Below are 15,717 nucleotides of genomic sequence, written 5' to 3' on the forward strand. Positions count from 1 at the left end.
AGCGCCGGAGTGCTGCAGTCGCTCGACAGCCTTGTCTTAAGGTGGTAGCCGGGAGTCCGCATGCCTAGCCAGTCCGATCTGCGGTTCAGCTTTGAGGCCCTGGCCGGCCGGGTTGAGTTCGAAGTGGTTTCATTCGAACTCGAAGAGGCCATCAGCGCGCCGTTCCAACTGCACCTGGAACTGATCAGTTTCGACGCGGATGTCGACTTCGGCCTGCTGCTCGACAAGCCCGGGCTGTTCACGGTCTGGCGTGGCGAGCAGCCGCTGCGCCATGTGCACGGCCTGGTCAGCAGTTTCAGCCAAGGCGAGACCGGCAGGTTTCGTACCTACTACCACGCGTTGGTAGAGCCGCAACTGGCCCGCGCCAGGCTGCGTTCGAACTGGCGCATCTTCCAGCACAAGACTGTGCCGCAGATTATTGAACTGATGTTGCAGCGCCAGGGCATCAACCGCTTCGAAATCAAGAGCCTCGGCGAGCATCAGGTTCGCGAGTTCTGCGTCCAGGCCGGTGAAACCGACCTCGACTTCATCGCCCGGCTAGCAGCCGAAGAAGGCTTTGTCTACCGCTTCGAGCACACGCCACAACAGCACCGCCTGGTCATTACCGATCGGCTGCTGGCGTTTGGCACTATCAGCCGCGGCGCGGTCCGGGCCGATGACCTGCAAGCGGTAGATGAGGGTGATATCGACCCCGACCACGTGCTGTATCACGCCAACAGCGGTGGTGATCAGGCCGTGCCGTGCCTGCGGCGCCTGCGTTACAGCGAGCAGGTCCGCAGCACCCGGCAGGTGCAGCGGGACTACACCTTCACCCACCCGCGCTACCGCCAGGAGCATCGGGCCGCTGACAGCAGCATCCCCCATCAAACGCTGGCCTACGAGCGTTTCGACTACCCTGGGCGCTACAAGCGGGACGCGGTCGGCGTACCGTTCACGGCCACGCGCCTCGCGGCGCTGCGCCACGACGCGCATGTTGCCGAGGTGCAGGGCGATGATGTACGCCTGCAACCAGGGCTGAGTTTCACGCTTGTCGGGCACCCGCGCGAAGACCTGAACGTGCATTGGCGGCCGATCCGCGTGCACCATGAAGGCGTGCAGTTCACCAGCCTGCAGGAAGAGGCAGGCAGCGCCGACCAGGGCACCCGCTACGTGCAGCGTGCCATGCTGGTGCCGGGCACCCGCGAATGGCGCCCGGCCCCCCTGGCCAAACCCCGTATCGATGGCCCGCACATGGCCACCGTGGTCGGCCCGCCCGGCGAAGAGATCGACTGTGACGAGTGGGGCCGGGTCAAGGTCAGTTTTCCCTGGGATCGGGAGAGCAAGGGCAATGAGTTCAGCTCTTGCTGGGTCCGGGTTTCGCAAAGCTGGGCAGGCGGCAGTTGGGGCTCGATGGCCATCCCGCGTATTGGCCAGGACGTGATCATCCAGTACGTCAATGCCGACCCCGACCAGCCGCTGATCATCGGGCGTACCTACTGCGGTGATCAGCTTCCGCCGTATGACCTGCCGGAGCACAAAACCCGCATGACCATCAAGAGCCAGACTCACAAGGGCAATGGCTTCAATGAGCTGCGCTTCGAGGATGAACTGGGCAGGGAGGAGGTGTTCATTCATGCCCAGCGCGACTACAACACGGTGGTCGGCAACGACGAGACCACGCGTGTCGGGCGCGATCGGCTGGAGCAGGTGGGCAATGATCAGCAACTTAGCATCGGTAACCATTATCGCCAGGAAACCGGGGGCAACCACAACCAGTTCATCGGGCAGAACTGCCAGGTCGAAATCAAGCATGACCTGACGCACCAGGTCGGTAACAACCGCAGTGAAGCGACCCTGGGCTGTCAGCAGGTTCTCGTCGGCAAGGACAGCGCCTTGGTGGTCAAAGGTGCTCAACGGGTCGAAGTCGGCAACGGCATGCAGCAGCGCACTACCGTGTATCAGCTGCATGCCAGTGAGCGAATAGAGTTGAAAACCCCAGGTGGCTGCATCGTGCTGGACCGGCGCGGCATCACTCTCAACGGCCAGACCCTGAACCTGTTGGGGCAAACCCAGGCGACTGCGCAGGGGGCAGGCAGCGCTACATCGCTGACATTGACGCCGAACGCTGCCAGCACCTGTGAGGGAAAGCTCTGATGACGGCTGATGAACTGACCCACGTGATCGAACAGCAGCATGCGCCCACCCTGTACAGCTATGTGTTGGTCGACCCCCTCGCGCCCGAGGACAAAGGCGATCCAGCCTTGCTCGCCCAGCTTCGCGAGGCATTGGGGGCGAGCGCTTTGATGCGTGTACCCAGGCCCGACCTGGCGCATGTGCCGCACCTGCATCCTGTACTGGTATGCCTGGCTGTGCCCGGGGCGCTGCCCAACCGCGCAGTATTGGAATTGACCGCCCGGGCAGCCGTGCGTGGGTTGTTTCAGCCAAGGCGCTACCTATGCGGCTGGGTGTTCAGTGAACAGCCAGCGGCCGACATCGCAGCTCACCTCAGTCGCTTGTGCCGGTTACCCGACAGGGCCCAGGCACTGAGCTTCTATCCGGTCTACGAGCCGATACGCCTGGAGCTGCTTGCGGCAACGTTCAAGCAAGGGGAGCGTGCGCCGTGGTGGCCCATCAGCCGCTGGTTGTTCCTCAACAGCAGTGGGCAGTTGCTGAACCTCAAGGGGCAGAGCGAGCAGCGCTGTCTGCTGCCCGCGTCTGCTTGGCGCATGCAAGCGGATGGAGCATTGGTCGAGCGCGTATTGCGGAGCTTGAGCGCTCTGCGAGCAGGCGTGAACAATAGCTTTCAGTGTCAGATACCGTCGTTTGCGGCTGTACGAGCCGGCAACCATATCCAGGAAGCACGCGCATTGGGCTTGACCGACTCGGAAGATATCGTGGTGCTGGCCCTGCACCAGCTGTGCATTCATCCCCAGCTAACCTCCCTTGCCGCCGTGCGCGGCCTGATAGATGTAGCCTGCCAAGAGCAGCGCGCGCTAGCGCCGTTGCTTGCCTGCTACTCCGAGGCGCAATGGCGGCACCTGATCCAACTCCTGCCGGAAGCGGAGCGCCTTGCATGACCATCAGTCAACGAATCGCCCTGGCTGTCGCTGAAGCCGGGCTGCCGCATGACCACTGCATGGCTTGTCAGCGCCAGGGGCTGCCCATTCTGCCCCTGCGCCGTGCGCTGGTCCCGGATACCCGACCGGAGTGCGTCACTACCGTGGCGGGGCATTTGCACATCTGCGCCAAGCCTGGCCTGCGCACGTTACGCATGGGCTACCTGTATGTCTTGCTTGACCAGCAGGTCTGGCAAGCCTACGCCGTCAGCGCACAGGGCCATCTGCGACGCTTTGACCCCTATGCGCCCCCAGCTGGCCCACCTGGGCCACTGCCGGAAAAATGTGCGCAGGAAAACCACGATATTCCGGCGGCCTTCGTCACGATCGACACCGACAAATACAACAGTGCCTGGCTGGCCTTTTCCAGTGATGCCTGGCCGGTGAGCGTGCTGAACGCCTACAAGCAAGGCGTGGCACCAAGGCACCGCTTCGTAGGGATTGATCTGACCCAGGCGCGTACCCATCCGCAATTGCTGGGCCTGGCGATGACGGCCGACCAGTTGCAAGTTGACAACCAGGTGTTCGAGTACAGCCAGCAGGCGTGCGCACCGTTCGACAGCGTGCATGGTTTCCACAGTCGTTGGCTGCGCAGGTTTGCCCTGCGTGGTTACGTGGTCAATGCATCGGACCGCCACCAGTTGGCAAGCGGTGTGTTGGCGCTGGTGCTGGACGACACCGTAGGTCTCATCCAGGAATATAACCACCAGCGGCTGAGCTGGGTAGTGAAGCGCCAGGTCTGGCGTGAGGACCCACAACGCGCGTACCAGTTGCAGACGTCGCAGATAGTACAGGTGATCCGCGCCACGCACCGGGAGTGGGCGGCACAAGGGGTGCCGTCGCTGCAGCCGGTGACCGGCGACGGGCCACCAATTTTCGTGGACCCGGCAGTCGAGCGACAGCGTTTGGTCGAGCGTGCGCAGCTGGAAAGTGATGCCCGTCTAGAAGAGCGCTACCACGAGCCGCAGCGGGCTGCTTTCCAAGCTGAGTACGAGGCGCAGGATGCCGAGTTCCAGCGCTACATCGACCAGGACGCGCAGGCCTATGTTGCATTATTCGATACCCCGATGTTCAAGGTGGCCGAGCGCCACGACTATGACGGCCGTGATCGCGAGTCCGGTGTGGCCTATACCAAGACCATGGGGCTGTGCTTGGGCGGTGGTGTCACAGAGGCCGTGGTGGCCAGCCTTGAACCCCGCCAGCCCCCAGCCGGTACCAGCGAACGGCTGTGGCAGGTATGGCTACAAAACCCCGACAGCCCTCCCTACCGCGCGCTGCTGATGCGTGACAACGCTTTGCTGGCCGCGCTGTTCCCCAGTTTTTCAGGTGACCAGGAAATCAACTGGAACGACAGCGACAAGCTCTTCGGCATGTTGAGCAAGGTCATCGCCAGCGACGATGCCGGTTTACGCATGCGAAATAGCTTGAAGCAGGCCATCGCCGAAACGCAGAGCGCGGTGAATGCCGCCAGTCAACGCCTGGCGCCTAGCCTCGGGCCAGGCATTCACAACGCTGTTCGGCACCTGAACAGCGCAATCCAGTTTCTTTACAACGGGGTGCAACTGATCGAGCTTGAAGTGAAGATGAAGCTAGGCGAGTACTACGCCTTGCAGAGTGCGCACTTACGCCAGTTGCAGCACCGCGCACATGCCACCCTCGCTGAGGCGAGAGACGGTATGTATCGCAGTGTCGATGACTTTGAAGTTGGTTCGCTCAAGGCGATGCGCAAGGTCCGGCCGATCCTGCAGCACGGGTTGATGAGCCTTGCGCTGCTCGACCCTCGTCTGACCAACACCGTGATCAGTGTCACGGTCTGGGTCGAAGGCACGGCTGCGCAAGTGCATGGCCGGTTAGTCGAAGCGGCCAGCATCAAGCTGACTCAGGCGAGCAGTGCGGCGCACGCGGCCATGGTGGATATCTCGGTCGCGGCAGGTACCCTCGACAGCAATGCCCGCAAGTTGCTTGACGGGATGAAGATAACTGCGCACCAGGCCAGCCAGCTGGTGCGTGGCGGTTTCTCAGGCCTGCGCGGGGTTGCTGGCAGTTGGGAGGTGCTACTCGGGATCGGTGGGTTGTATTTGCAGTATGACAGCCTGACCAGGAATCAAGAAAAGGCCGAGGCAGAGATTGGGCCCAAGGCTTACGAAGCCAAATTGGCGCTGCAGGGTTCGCAACTGGGTGTGCTTGGGGGGCAAATAGAATTGGTGGGGCTTGTTCTGCGAACGAGCATTCGTCATCTGCAAGCGCCCTGGGCGAGGGGAGCCGCCGTTGTAGGAGGTTTCCTCATAAGTTTAGGCGCATTGATAAGTTCAGTGGCTGGGGTGTTTGACGTTGCCCAAGCGTTTGCCGCATCAAAACGCGCCGTCAAGTCGGGTAGCATTTTGTCGAGCAAACAATACGCTGTATCAGGCGTGCTTTATCTGGGTGGTTCTGCAGCGTTTGCACTGGCGGTCGCGTCACCTTTGATTGCAGGGCCTTTGGGCGTTGCAATAGTACTGACACTCTCCGCTTACACTTATAGAAGGATGGCGGAAAACAACGAGCTCAACCCTCTTGAGTTATGGCTCAGTCGTAGTTTGTTTGGCAAGGGTGGCGAAATTCCTAACGTTCGTTGGGATTCGGTGGTGTGGGCAGATATAGCCATTGCGGAGCTTAATGCTGCAACTCTTGGACTTCAAATTGGACTGAATTTCGACTCGGTTCTGGCCAGCGATATCGCAATGCGCAAAGTCGGTGGGGTGGCCGGCTTGGTTGTTGAGCAAAAAATAAAATTTCAAATTAGCTTGCCCCGGTATGACGAGGTCAATTCAGGGTACGATTGGGCGTTACTAGTACATCGCGCAGGTGATGGCGAGTTTCCTGACTGCGATAGTGGAGAGTTGGTAGCATCCGGCAGCCGTAATTCTGATTGCCCGGAGTTTCTCACCCAAACAAACAAGTTTTCAAATTTCGTCGCTCCACGTTTTCCGGACTATCGCCCCGATGTTTCATTGATGGAAAGTGTGCATGCGCATCTAGAAAGCGCGCCGTCATTAGAATTGACTGGTGTGATAGCGCTAATGCCGACCGCTGGTGCGCACACCATTAAATCGGCCACACTGACGGTTGCGTATTGGCCAGATAAAAATATTTCAAGCGCACGCCTCGAAAGTCGGGTGCAGGCGGAGAATGCATGAGCGTCAAGCACAGACCATTAGCATATCGGCAATTGGGTTGGAGTCATGATTTACCCGGTATCGAAGAAAGGCCAACGTTCAAGCATGAACCACAAAAAATTAACCCTCCGCCCAATTATTACGATGATGTCTATTTGGAGTTGCCAAGGGCTACTGTTCGTCCGCGGGGGCTAGGTGCGCTGATAGGCTCTGCCGCTCTTATTGCGGGTGGTGGGATGACGTTGTTCACGTATTGGCTGGTTTTCGACAATTGGCAGGGGGACTGGATAACGAATATTGTTATCTTGCTTACACCGCTACTCGTGGCGTGGGTGCTATCGCCCTACATCAAGCTTGATTTTGTGCTTCCAAGAGACGAGCCCATTCGTTTCAATAGACTGCGCCGAAGAATTTATCTTTACCAATACAGGTTCAATCGATTCTTTGTTTGCAGCCGAAAGCATTGGGGCGTCAAACCCGTTGCCTACAACTGGGATGACGTTACCGCCGAGGTTTACCGAATCTATGCCCCCGGCCACGGCGGTCTGATCGAAAACGTCATGCTGTCGGTCCGTAACCCGGAAACCAACGAAGTCATTGACCGCGTGTTTTTCAGCCACGACCTCTACCACGGCGAGGCCTACTGGGCCATCGCCAGACTGTTCATGCAGCAAGGCCCCCAGGCCCTCCCGAAGTTCGTACACCCCGCCCGCGACTGGAATGATGATGATGGTCTGAGCCACATGCACTGCCTGGCGCCGAAGGTTTACTGGCCAGTGGCGATTGATCGCGAATCACGTACCGCACCGCACGCAGGCGAAGCGCGATGAAACCTGTTGTGCTTGTTGGTCATCGACATCTCTGCCCATTGCATGGCGCTAACCAGGTCGAGAGCGGGAGTGCTGGGTATACATTCAACGGCAGCGCAGTGGCCAGGGTGGGGGACCGGACTACCTGCGGTGCGGTAATCGAAAGCGGGGCCGAGCACTTCCTGATCGAGGGGGCTGCTGTCGCGCGCAAGGGGGACAGGACTGATCATGGCGGCGTGCTGGACGAAGGCGATGCAGGCTGGTTGCTGGAGTGAGGCGATTTGCGCGCACGGTATGGCTGGCGTGCATCACCGCCCAGTCTTGCTGATCTTTTTGCCGGCCTGCGCAGCCACTTCCAGCGCCTGGCCGTCCCGCTGCTTGCCTTGGCGTGCCAGGCCCTCGAGCTGGGGTATCAGCATGCCTTCCGGCAAGTGCCTCCAGAACCGCCCCGGCATGTGCAGGCGCAGGGCATCAGGGTTGAGGCGGGCAGGGTTGAACGTATGGCGGTAATAGGTACGCCACAGCTCGGCCCCTGGGTCTTCGGCACTGCGCGCCCACTGCCGCCATTGCGCCGGGCAGCGCCGTTGATAGTCGAACCCGGCACCGTCGAAGCGAATGCCATCCTGAGGCGTAGCGATCAGCCAGCGCAACTTGCCCAGGCGGTCGGCGAAGTGCGCACTGGCGCTCTGCAGAACGTCATGTGCCGGCTCGTGGTAAGCCACCAGGTCCAGTTGCAATTGCCCAGCCACCACTTCGGGCAGCGGCACGAAGCGGACAAAGGCATGCAAATGATGGGCTTCGCGCGTTACCTGCTTGATGCGCCGTTGCAACTCACTGCCCAGGCGGTCCCCCGCCAGCATTGCGGTGCGGTCGCCGTGGGCGACACGCCACAGCACTTCGTACAGCAGGTTCCAGCGTTGCTCGCCACGGTAGCGAGAGGCCAGTTCCAACTGAGCCAACAATTGGGCCGGGACTTTGGCCCGGAAGGGGCCAGGGCCGGTAGGCAGCGCTGCGGGTACAGCCAGCAAATCCGACATGGGGCCCTGGTTCCAGGTGATTTCCGAAGGGTCGATGCCATGCCCCAGTAACACCCGCGCCTGTTCACGCCATGTGGCGAACAGGTCGTCGCAGTCGAGCGCAATCACCCCCACAACCCCATTTGCACCGGTGCCTGCGGTTCGCGCAGGCGTGCACGCAGCAAGCCGCTGCGCAGTTCGGCCTGTGCCGGGCGGTAATCGCTGGTGACGATGAACGGGCGCGCCTTGTCCAGCACGCAGCGCAGCTGAATCAGGTCGTCATAGCGGATACGCCGTTCCCGGCGCAAGGCCACCAGGCGCTGCACGCTGCGCAGGCCTATGCCGGGGATGCGTGCCAGCAGTGCCGGCTCGGCGCGGTTCACGTCCAAGGGGAATACCTCGCGGTTGGCCAGCGCCCAGGCCAGCTTGGGGTCGATGTCCAGTGCCAGGTTACCGTGCTGGCCCAACAGTTCACCCGCCTTGTAGCCATAGCCCCGGAGCAGGAAGTCAGCCTGGTACAGGCGGTGCTCGCGCAACAGTGGGGGTGCGGCCAACGGCACGCTACCTGGGCTGTCGGGGATCGGGCTGAACGCGGAGTAGTACACCCGCTTGAGGCCGTAACCCTGGTAAAGCGATTCGGCATTGCGCAACAAGGTGCTGTCATCGGTGCTGTCGGCACCGACGATGACCTGGGTACTTTGCCCCGCCGGGGTAAAGCGCGGTGCCCTGGGCTCATTGGCTATGGCTAGCTGGCCCTGGTGAATGACGCCCATGGCCTGGCGAATGGTGTGTGCCTGCTTTTCGGGTGCCAGGCGCTTGAGGCTGTCGTCGGTCGGCAGCTCGATGTTGACGCTGAGCCGGTCGGCCAGGCGCCCGGCTTCTTCGATCAGCAGCGGGTCGGCGTCGGGGATGGTCTTCAGGTGGATGTAGCCGCGGAAGTTGTGTTCTTCGCGCAACAGCCGGGCCACGCGAATCAGCTGCTCCATGGTGTAGTCCGCCGAACGGATGATGCCAGAGCTGAGGAACAGGCCGCTGATGCAGTTGCGCCGATAGAAATCCAAGGTCAGGCGCACCACCTCTTCCGGGCTGAAACGTGCCCGAGGCACGTTGCTGGAGCGGCGGTTGACACAGTACTGGCAGTCGTACAGGCAAAAATTGGTCAGCAGCACCTTCAGCAGCGACACGCAGCGGCCGTCGGGCGTATAGCTGTGACAAATACCCATGCCGTTGGTAGCACCCAGGCCATCGCCACCGCGCGAATTGCGCTTGGGCGCGCCGCTGCTGGCGCAGGAAGCGTCGTACTTGGCAGCGTCGGCCAAAATACCGAGTTTGGCGATGAGTTGCATGGGGGCGTCTCGCTGTACTGAATATTCATACAGTATTTTGAGATCTTCCGGATTGCAAGAAGTTGTTCGCCATACCCGACTACTTTCGTCGGAAACATCCCTATTGCTGGGCCACGGCCCACAGCTGCTGGCGAAGCCAGCGCCGCAAGGGGTCGGCATGGGTACGCGCATGCCAGATCTGCATCACCTCCACGGGCGGCAGTTCCAGCGGTAGCGGGAACATGCGCAGGTCCTGGTCACGGTCGATAGCTTCGAGGGCCAGCGAGCGCAGGCAGGTCAGAAGCAGGTCGGTACCCCGCAGCAAGCGCATGGGTGCGATGAAGCTGGACAGGCCTGCCACCACCCGGCGTTGCTTGCCCTGGCTGTGCAGGGCGCGATCAACCAGCCCATCAAGGTCACCGGTCAGGGTGGTGAGCAGATGGTCGCTGGCCAGAAATGTGTCCAAGTCCAAGTCCGAGTCCAAGCCGCTGGCCAGGCCCGGATGGCTGCGCGAGGCAAGGACTACGAACTGCTCCCTGAGCAGCCGCTGCTGGTGGAAGGTATCGGGCAAGTCGGTGTAGAAGCCGGCGACAGCCAGGTCACAGGTGCCTTTTTCCAGCGCTTCACGGGGTAGCATGCCGCGGGTGTTGTGTGTGATCAGCGTCAGGTTGGGCGCTTGGCTGCGCAGTATTGGTAACAGCCTGGGCAGCAGTGTCTGCTCCACATAATCGGTGCTGTACAGGTGTACGCGGGCAGGGCGGGAGAGAAAGTCTTGCCCCTCGCAGCGTTCATAGAAGCCTTCCAGGCCCGCTACCAGGCGTTCTACCTCCGGCGCCAGCTTATGGGCCCGTGGTGTGGGGGTAAGCCCCCTGGGCGCACGCACGAACAGGGGGTCGCCGAGCTGATCACGCAGTTTGCCGAGCTTGTGGCTGAGTGCGGGCTGGCTAAGCGCCATGCGTTGGGCGGCGAGTGTGGCGCTGCGCTCCTGGTAAAGCACATGGAACAGATAGAGCAGGTTCAAGTCCTTGTTGGCGATATTCATATTCCGAATGGCAGCCATGATCACTTTAGAATTATCGAATCATAGCCGCAGCGGTAGCATTCCCCCAGTGATGACTGACCCGGAGCTGCCAATTACACCCTGCGCTCCGCCACTTTGGTATTGCAGGCGCTTGCCTGATCAGGAGTTAACGCATGAAGAAGCCGACCACACTGGCGCTGGCAGTCACCGGCGCTTTGCTTGCCGGTGGTGCCCAATCGGCGCCCAAGGGCGAGGTACTGGTGTTGCTGTCCAGTGAACACCAGCTGCCGTTGCAGAACGGCGAACACTACGCCACCGGCTATTACCTCAATGAGTTCGGTGTGCCCGCCGACCAATTGCTCAAGGCTGACTACCGCCTGGTGCTGGTGACACCCAAGGGTAATGCCCCGCGTGTGGACCCACGCTCGGTCGACCCGCAGTATTTCGCCGGTGATGCCACAGAGATGCGCCGGATTGAAAAGGTGGTGCAGGGGCTGCCAGACATCGGCGATACCCTGTCGGTGAAAGAAGTGCTGGCTGGCGACCTCGACCGCTATGCCGGGCTGTTCATCCCCGGCGGCCACGCGCCTTTGATCGACTTGGCCAACAACCCGGATGTCGGCGCCTTGTTGCGGCATTTCCACCAGGCAGGCAAACCCACTGCGGCTATCTGCCACGGCCCAATCGCTTTGCTGTCGGCGCAGCAAGACCCGGTTGGCTACCAGGCCGCACTGGCGCGTGGCGAGCGGGCGGCAGCCAAAGACTGGGTGTACCAGGGCTACAAGATGACTATCTTCTCTGACCCGGAGGAGCAGGTGTTCGAGCGTTCGCTCAACGGCCAGCGCTTGTTGTTCTACCCGGCGAACGCGATGGCGATGGCCGGCGGCGACATGGGTTATGCCAAGCCCTGGCAACCGAATGTGGTGGTGGATCGCGAGTTGATTACCGGGCAGAACCCGTTCTCGGACAAGGCCCTGGCCAAGGCGTTGCTGAAAAAACTCGGTGAGCGCGCGAAGCTCACGGCCGAGGCCAACTGAAGCGTAAGCGGCCAGCCAAAGCAGAAGGGGCGCCACAGTGGCGCCCCTTCTTGTTTACCGCTTAGGCTTCAGCGTCCCAAGGACGATCACCTTTTTCATCCTTGACGCGGGTCGGCAGGCCCATCACGTCCAGCGCCTTGAGGAACGGCTCGGCTGGCAGCTCCTCGACGTTGACCATGCGTTTGGCATCCCACTCGCCACGGGCAACCAGCAGGGCGGCAGCCACTGGCGGTACGCCTGCGGTGTAGGAGATGCCCTGGCTGTCGGTTTCGGCGTAGGCCTCTTCGTGGTCGGCCACGTTGTAGATGAACACTTCCCGCGGTTGACCGTTCTTGGTGCCTTTGACCAGGTCGCCGATGCAGGTCTTGCCGGTGTAGCCCGGGGCCAGCGAGGCCGGGTCTGGCAGCACGGCCTTGACCACTTTCAGCGGCACCACTTCCAGGCCTTCGGCCGTTTTCACCGGCTGCTCGCTGAGCAGGCCAAGGTTTTTCAGCACCGTGAACACATTGATGTAGTGCTCGCCGAAGCTCATCCAGAAGCGTACGTTCGGCACGTTGAGGTTCTTCGAAATCGAGTGAACTTCGTCATGGCCGGTGAGGTAGAGGTTTTGCGAGCCGACCACCGGCAGGTCGTCGGTACGCTTGACTTCGAACATGGTGTTGCTGGTCCACTGGCTGTTCTGCCAGCTCCACACTTGCCCGGTGAACTCGCGGAAGTTGATTTCCGGGTCGAAGTTGGTGGCGAAGTACTTGCCATGCGAGCCGGCATTGACGTCGAGAATGTCGATCGAATCAATGCTGTCGAAATACTGTTGCTGCGCAAGTTTTGCGTAGCTGTTGACCACACCCGGGTCAAAGCCGACCCCGAGAATGGCGGTAATGTTCTTTTGTTGGCACTCTTCGAGGTGTTTCCACTCGTAGTTGCCGTACCACGGCGGGGTCTCGCAGATCTTGCCCGGCTCTTCGTGGATGGCGGTGTCCAGGTAGGCGACACCGGTATCGATGCAGGCACGCAGCACCGACATGTTGAGGAAGGCGGAACCGACGTTGATCACGATCTGCGACTCGGTCTCGCGGATCAGCGCCTTGGTCGCCTCGACATCGAGGGCATTGAGCGAGAAGGCCTGGATGTCGGCGGGAACCTTGAGGCTACCCTTGGCCTTGACGCTGTCGATGATGGCCTGGCATTTGGAGATGTTCCGTGACGCGATAGCGATACGACCCAGTTCGTCGTTATGCTGCGCGCACTTGTGGGCCACCACCTTGGCGACACCTCCTGCACCAATGATAAGAACGTTCTTCTTCAATTTACCTGTTGCTCCTTACTTGGGAAGCCTGCCTTACGACAGGCTGGAAACGTAGTCTTCAAAACCGAACTCACGGACGACCTCGACGCTGCCGTCGAGTTGCTTGACCGCGATGGACGGCATTTTCAAACCGTTGAACCAGTTTTTCTTGACCATGGTGTAACCGGCCGTGTCTACGAACGACAGGCGATCGCCAATTGCCAATGGGCGGTCGAACTGGTACTCACCGAAGATGTCACCGGCCAGGCACGATTTGCCGCAGACCATGTAGGTGTGCTCGCCGTCATTGGGGGCCATCTTGGCGTTCAGGCGGTAGATCAGCAGGTCGAGCAGGTGCGCTTCGATCGAGCTGTCGACCACGGCCAGGTGCTTGCCGTTGTACAAGGTGTCGAGCACGGTCACCTCCAGCGAGGCGCTGTTGGTGATGGCGGCTTCGCCAGGCTCCAGGTACACCTGCACCCCGTAGGTTTGCGCGAAGGCCTTGAGGCGCGCGCAGAAGGCGTCTACTGCGTAGTCTTCACCGGTGAAGTGGATGCCGCCGCCCAGGCTGACCCACTCGACCTGGTGCAGCAGGTGGCCGAAGCGTTCTTCGATGTGCGTGAGCATCTTGTCGAACAGGCCGAAGTCACCGTTCTCGCAGTTGTTGTGGAACATGAAGCCAGAGATCTGGCCGATCACCTGCTCGATCTTGGCCGGGTCCCATTCGCCCAGGCGGCTGAACGGCCGGGCCGGGTCGGCCAGCAGGTAGTCGGAGCTGCTGACCTGCGGGTTGACGCGCAGGCCACGCACCTTGCCTTCGGACTGGTCGGCAAAGCGTTGCAACTGGCCGATCGAGTTGAAGATGATCTTGTCGCAGTTATCGAGCATTTCCTCGACCTCGTCGTCGGCCCAGGCCACGCTGTAGGCGTGGGTCTCGCCGGCAAACTTCTGGCGGCCGAGCTTGAGCTCGAACAGGGAAGACGAGGTGGTGCCGTCCATGTACTGCTGCATCAGGTCGAATACCGACCAGGTGGCAAAGCACTTGAGGGCGAGCAGTGCCTTGGCACCGGAGTGCTCGCGCACGTAGGCGATCTTCTCCATGTTGCTGAGCAGCTTGGTTTTATCGATGAGGTAGTACGGCGTCTTGATCATTTAAAGGCCCCCGGCCAGGCCGGCCAAAAAAAGGACATGCATTGTGCCTTCCCTTGCCGCAGATCGAAAGGGCGCAGGGCATTTTTCCTTTGCGTGGCTGCCACTGCCGGGCAGAGTCGCCGGCAGGGTCGGGTTCAGTGATACACGGCAAAGGAAACAGACTGATGACAGCCCGTATCAGTCGACCTGTCGCAACCACGCCTGTATCTGTTCCAAAGTGGCGGTAGCACCCCCGCATACCACCACCAGCACGTTCGGGTAACGCGCCATGGCGCTGGCGTCATAGGCCAGCGCCAACGCGGCGCCACAGGCGGGCTCCACCAGTAGCCGATGGTCTTGCAGAAAGCGCTCGCAAGCCTGCAGCGCGGCACGGTCGCTGACCAGGTGGCTGTGTACCGGTTGCCGATGCGTACAGGCCAGCGCCTGTTCGGCCACCCGCTTGGCACCCAGCGAGCCGGCGATCGAGGCAATGCGCGGCAACGCCACGGTGTGCCCGGCTTGCATGGCCGCGTGCAGCGAGGCAGCGCCGGTCGTCTCCACGGCCAGCACCGGCACGTCCGCCCAGCCATTGCGTTGCAGCCCTTCGACCACGCCGCTGAGCAGCCCGCCACCCCCCACCGACAGCACGACCGCATCGGGCTTGAAGCCGGCCGCAACCACTTCGTCGACCAGGCTGGCATGCCCGGCCCACAGCAGCGGGTCGTCGAAGGGGTGAATGAAGGCATCGCCAGCGCCTATCAGGGTCAGTGCCAGTTCGTTGGCTTCCTGCCACGAGCTGCCGTGTACCAGTACCTTGGCATTTTCCAGGCGCAGCAGTTCCTTGGCCCGTTCGGTGGTGGTCTCGGGCACCACCACGGTCACCGGCACCCCCAGTTTGCGCCCGGCGTAGGCTACCGCCAGGCCGGCATTGCCCCCCGAGGACGACACCAGGTGCCTGGCACCCCGCGCGTAGTGAACCTCGCAGGCGTGGCCCACCCCGCGCAGCTTGAACGAGCCACAAGGCTGCAGGGCGTCAAGCTTGAGCCAGATGTTGCGCCCGGCAGCCAGCGACAGCGGGCGTGATTCGATCAGGGGCGTAGGGATGTGCAAGGTCATAGGCTGGCTCCGCGCAGTTGTTCGAGGTAGTTGTAGATGGTGTAGCGGGTCACGCCGAGCGCGCTGGCGGCCTTCTCGACGCCGCCCTTGACGATGAACAGGCCACGCTCCTGCATCACGCGCACAGCTTCGAGCTTGGCCTGCTTGTTCATTCGCCCTTGGCCGTTGCGCTGCAGTGCGCCCTGGATGATCTCGCTCATCAGCAGCGCCATGTCGGCAGGCTCGGTGGCGGTTGGCGTAGCGCCCAGGGGCTGGAAGTGCTGGAGGAACTGCATGGCCGCGTCCAGGCCGGTGACATCGGTGTTCACGCACAGGCTGGCAAACGGGTGCCCGCTGCTGTCGCGGAATATCGCGGTGGCGCTGCGCAGCGTGCGGCCCTTGAGGGTAGTGGGGTAGTCGGGCAGCACCACCGGCTCACAACCCTGCTGGTCGGCCGAGGCCTGCATCAGGGCCTTGAAACCCTGGTCCTGTTCCGGGGCGGCAAGGATCGGGCTGCCGATACTGCGACCGGAAAGGTGGCCATTGACGATAGCCACCACCGAGTGCTCGGGGTGGTCGAGGTCGTGCAGGAGGATTTCCATGTTGCGCGCGGCAACGCTGCCCAAGGCCTGGATGGCGGCCTTGAGCACGGTGAGGGTGAGCTGGCGCTCGGCAGTGGGTGTCATGGGCAACGAGCCGAAAAAATCAACGATTTGTGTATATTTACACGAATCGTTGATTTTAGCGA

Annotated in this window: 13 protein-coding genes; 6 read left to right on the forward strand and 7 right to left on the reverse strand. The window is 61.4% G+C overall.

The features are described 5' to 3' along the window. Positions 1 to 60 precede the first annotated feature (60 nt). The 5 genes from tssI to QME24_RS01825 are packed head-to-tail and all read left to right on the forward strand — an operon-like array spanning position 61 to position 7,334. The gene (gene tssI, locus QME24_RS01805) at positions 61 to 2,133 is read left to right on the forward strand and encodes a type VI secretion system tip protein TssI/VgrG (RefSeq protein ID WP_280091319.1); all 2,073 of its coding nucleotides are present in this window, start codon (positions 61 to 63) and stop codon (positions 2,131 to 2,133) included. Next, positions 2,133 to 3,056 carry a hypothetical protein gene (locus tag QME24_RS01810; RefSeq protein WP_232892129.1) on the forward strand — a complete coding sequence of 308 codons (924 nt, stop codon included), beginning with the start codon at positions 2,133 to 2,135 and terminating at the stop codon, positions 3,054 to 3,056. Before tssI ends, QME24_RS01810 begins: the two co-directional genes overlap by 1 nt. Next, a complete protein-coding gene (locus QME24_RS01815) occupies positions 3,053 to 6,271 on the forward strand; it encodes a T6SS effector BTH_I2691 family protein (protein ID WP_280091320.1) in 3,219 nt (1,072 codons plus the stop codon). The genes QME24_RS01810 and QME24_RS01815 overlap by 4 nt, the downstream gene beginning before the upstream one ends. Next, entirely contained in the window at positions 6,268 to 7,080 is an 813-nt protein-coding gene (locus tag QME24_RS01820) for a DUF6708 domain-containing protein (protein ID WP_341791103.1), read from the forward strand. The genes QME24_RS01815 and QME24_RS01820 overlap by 4 nt, the downstream gene beginning before the upstream one ends. Then, positions 7,077 to 7,334 (forward strand): PAAR domain-containing protein, encoded by a 258-nt coding sequence (locus QME24_RS01825; RefSeq protein ID WP_009686597.1) that lies wholly within the window; start codon positions 7,077 to 7,079, stop codon positions 7,332 to 7,334. The genes QME24_RS01820 and QME24_RS01825 overlap by 4 nt, the downstream gene beginning before the upstream one ends. Before the next feature lie 33 nt (positions 7,335 to 7,367). Here the strand turns inward: QME24_RS01825 and QME24_RS01830 are convergent, their stop codons facing one another. The 3 genes from QME24_RS01830 to QME24_RS01840 all read right to left on the reverse strand — a co-directional run bounded on the left by QME24_RS01830 (position 7,368) and on the right by QME24_RS01840 (position 10,442). After that, entirely contained in the window at positions 7,368 to 8,210 is an 843-nt protein-coding gene (locus QME24_RS01830; protein ID WP_280091321.1) for a TIGR03915 family putative DNA repair protein, read from the reverse strand. Beyond that, the gene (locus QME24_RS01835) at positions 8,201 to 9,421 is read right to left on the reverse strand and encodes a putative DNA modification/repair radical SAM protein (RefSeq protein ID WP_054903971.1); all 1,221 of its coding nucleotides are present in this window, start codon (positions 9,419 to 9,421) and stop codon (positions 8,201 to 8,203) included. The genes QME24_RS01830 and QME24_RS01835 overlap by 10 nt, the downstream gene beginning before the upstream one ends. A gap of 100 nt (positions 9,422 to 9,521) precedes the next feature. Next, entirely contained in the window at positions 9,522 to 10,442 is a 921-nt protein-coding gene (locus QME24_RS01840) for a LysR family transcriptional regulator (RefSeq protein ID WP_280091322.1), read from the reverse strand. Between the two features lie 152 nt (positions 10,443 to 10,594). Between QME24_RS01840 and QME24_RS01845 the strand changes: the two genes are divergently transcribed. Further along, positions 10,595 to 11,458, forward strand: a complete 864-nt coding sequence (locus QME24_RS01845) for a type 1 glutamine amidotransferase domain-containing protein (RefSeq protein WP_054903973.1) — start codon at positions 10,595 to 10,597, stop codon at positions 11,456 to 11,458. Positions 11,459 to 11,519: 61 nt separating this feature from the next. Here QME24_RS01845 and QME24_RS01850 read toward each other — a convergent pair whose 3' ends face one another. The 4 genes from QME24_RS01850 to QME24_RS01865 all read right to left on the reverse strand — a co-directional run bounded on the left by QME24_RS01850 (position 11,520) and on the right by QME24_RS01865 (position 15,661). After that, complete coding sequence (locus QME24_RS01850) at positions 11,520 to 12,764, reverse strand: saccharopine dehydrogenase family protein (RefSeq protein ID WP_054903974.1); 1,245 nt, start codon at positions 12,762 to 12,764, stop codon at positions 11,520 to 11,522. Positions 12,765 to 12,797: 33 nt separating this feature from the next. Continuing rightward, positions 12,798 to 13,895, reverse strand: coding sequence for a carboxynorspermidine decarboxylase (locus QME24_RS01855; protein ID WP_192440170.1), 1,098 nt, complete (start codon positions 13,893 to 13,895; stop codon positions 12,798 to 12,800). A gap of 177 nt (positions 13,896 to 14,072) precedes the next feature. After that, a complete protein-coding gene (locus QME24_RS01860; RefSeq protein WP_054903975.1) occupies positions 14,073 to 14,990 on the reverse strand; it encodes a pyridoxal-phosphate dependent enzyme in 918 nt (305 codons plus the stop codon). Then, a complete protein-coding gene (locus tag QME24_RS01865; RefSeq protein WP_029885775.1) occupies positions 14,987 to 15,661 on the reverse strand; it encodes a PAS domain-containing protein in 675 nt (224 codons plus the stop codon). The genes QME24_RS01860 and QME24_RS01865 overlap by 4 nt, the downstream gene beginning before the upstream one ends. Positions 15,662 to 15,717: the final 56 nt, after the last annotated feature.

This window comes from Pseudomonas sp. PARCl1, assembly GCF_947311875.1.
In the GTDB taxonomy this organism is placed as follows: domain Bacteria; phylum Pseudomonadota; class Gammaproteobacteria; order Pseudomonadales; family Pseudomonadaceae; genus Aquipseudomonas; species Aquipseudomonas juntendi.

What these genes read in the sequence shown, in the direction of transcription:
- tssI (WP_280091319.1), top strand. Translation starts at nt 61, where the DNA reads ATGCCTAGCCAGTCCGATCTGCGGTTCAGCTTTGAGGCCCTGGCCGGC.
- QME24_RS01810 (WP_232892129.1), top strand. Translation starts at nt 2,133, where the DNA reads ATGACGGCTGATGAACTGACCCACGTGATCGAACAGCAGCATGCGCCC.
- QME24_RS01815 (WP_280091320.1), top strand. Translation starts at nt 3,053, where the DNA reads ATGACCATCAGTCAACGAATCGCCCTGGCTGTCGCTGAAGCCGGGCTG.
- QME24_RS01820 (WP_341791103.1), top strand. Translation starts at nt 6,268, where the DNA reads ATGAGCGTCAAGCACAGACCATTAGCATATCGGCAATTGGGTTGGAGT.
- QME24_RS01825 (WP_009686597.1), top strand. Translation starts at nt 7,077, where the DNA reads ATGAAACCTGTTGTGCTTGTTGGTCATCGACATCTCTGCCCATTGCAT.
- QME24_RS01835 (WP_054903971.1), bottom strand. Translation starts at nt 9,421, where the DNA reads ATGCAACTCATCGCCAAACTCGGTATTTTGGCCGACGCTGCCAAGTAC.
- QME24_RS01840 (WP_280091322.1), bottom strand. Translation starts at nt 10,442, where the DNA reads ATGAATATCGCCAACAAGGACTTGAACCTGCTCTATCTGTTCCATGTG.
- QME24_RS01845 (WP_054903973.1), top strand. Translation starts at nt 10,595, where the DNA reads ATGAAGAAGCCGACCACACTGGCGCTGGCAGTCACCGGCGCTTTGCTT.
- QME24_RS01855 (WP_192440170.1), bottom strand. Translation starts at nt 13,895, where the DNA reads ATGATCAAGACGCCGTACTACCTCATCGATAAAACCAAGCTGCTCAGC.
- QME24_RS01860 (WP_054903975.1), bottom strand. Translation starts at nt 14,990, where the DNA reads ATGACCTTGCACATCCCTACGCCCCTGATCGAATCACGCCCGCTGTCG.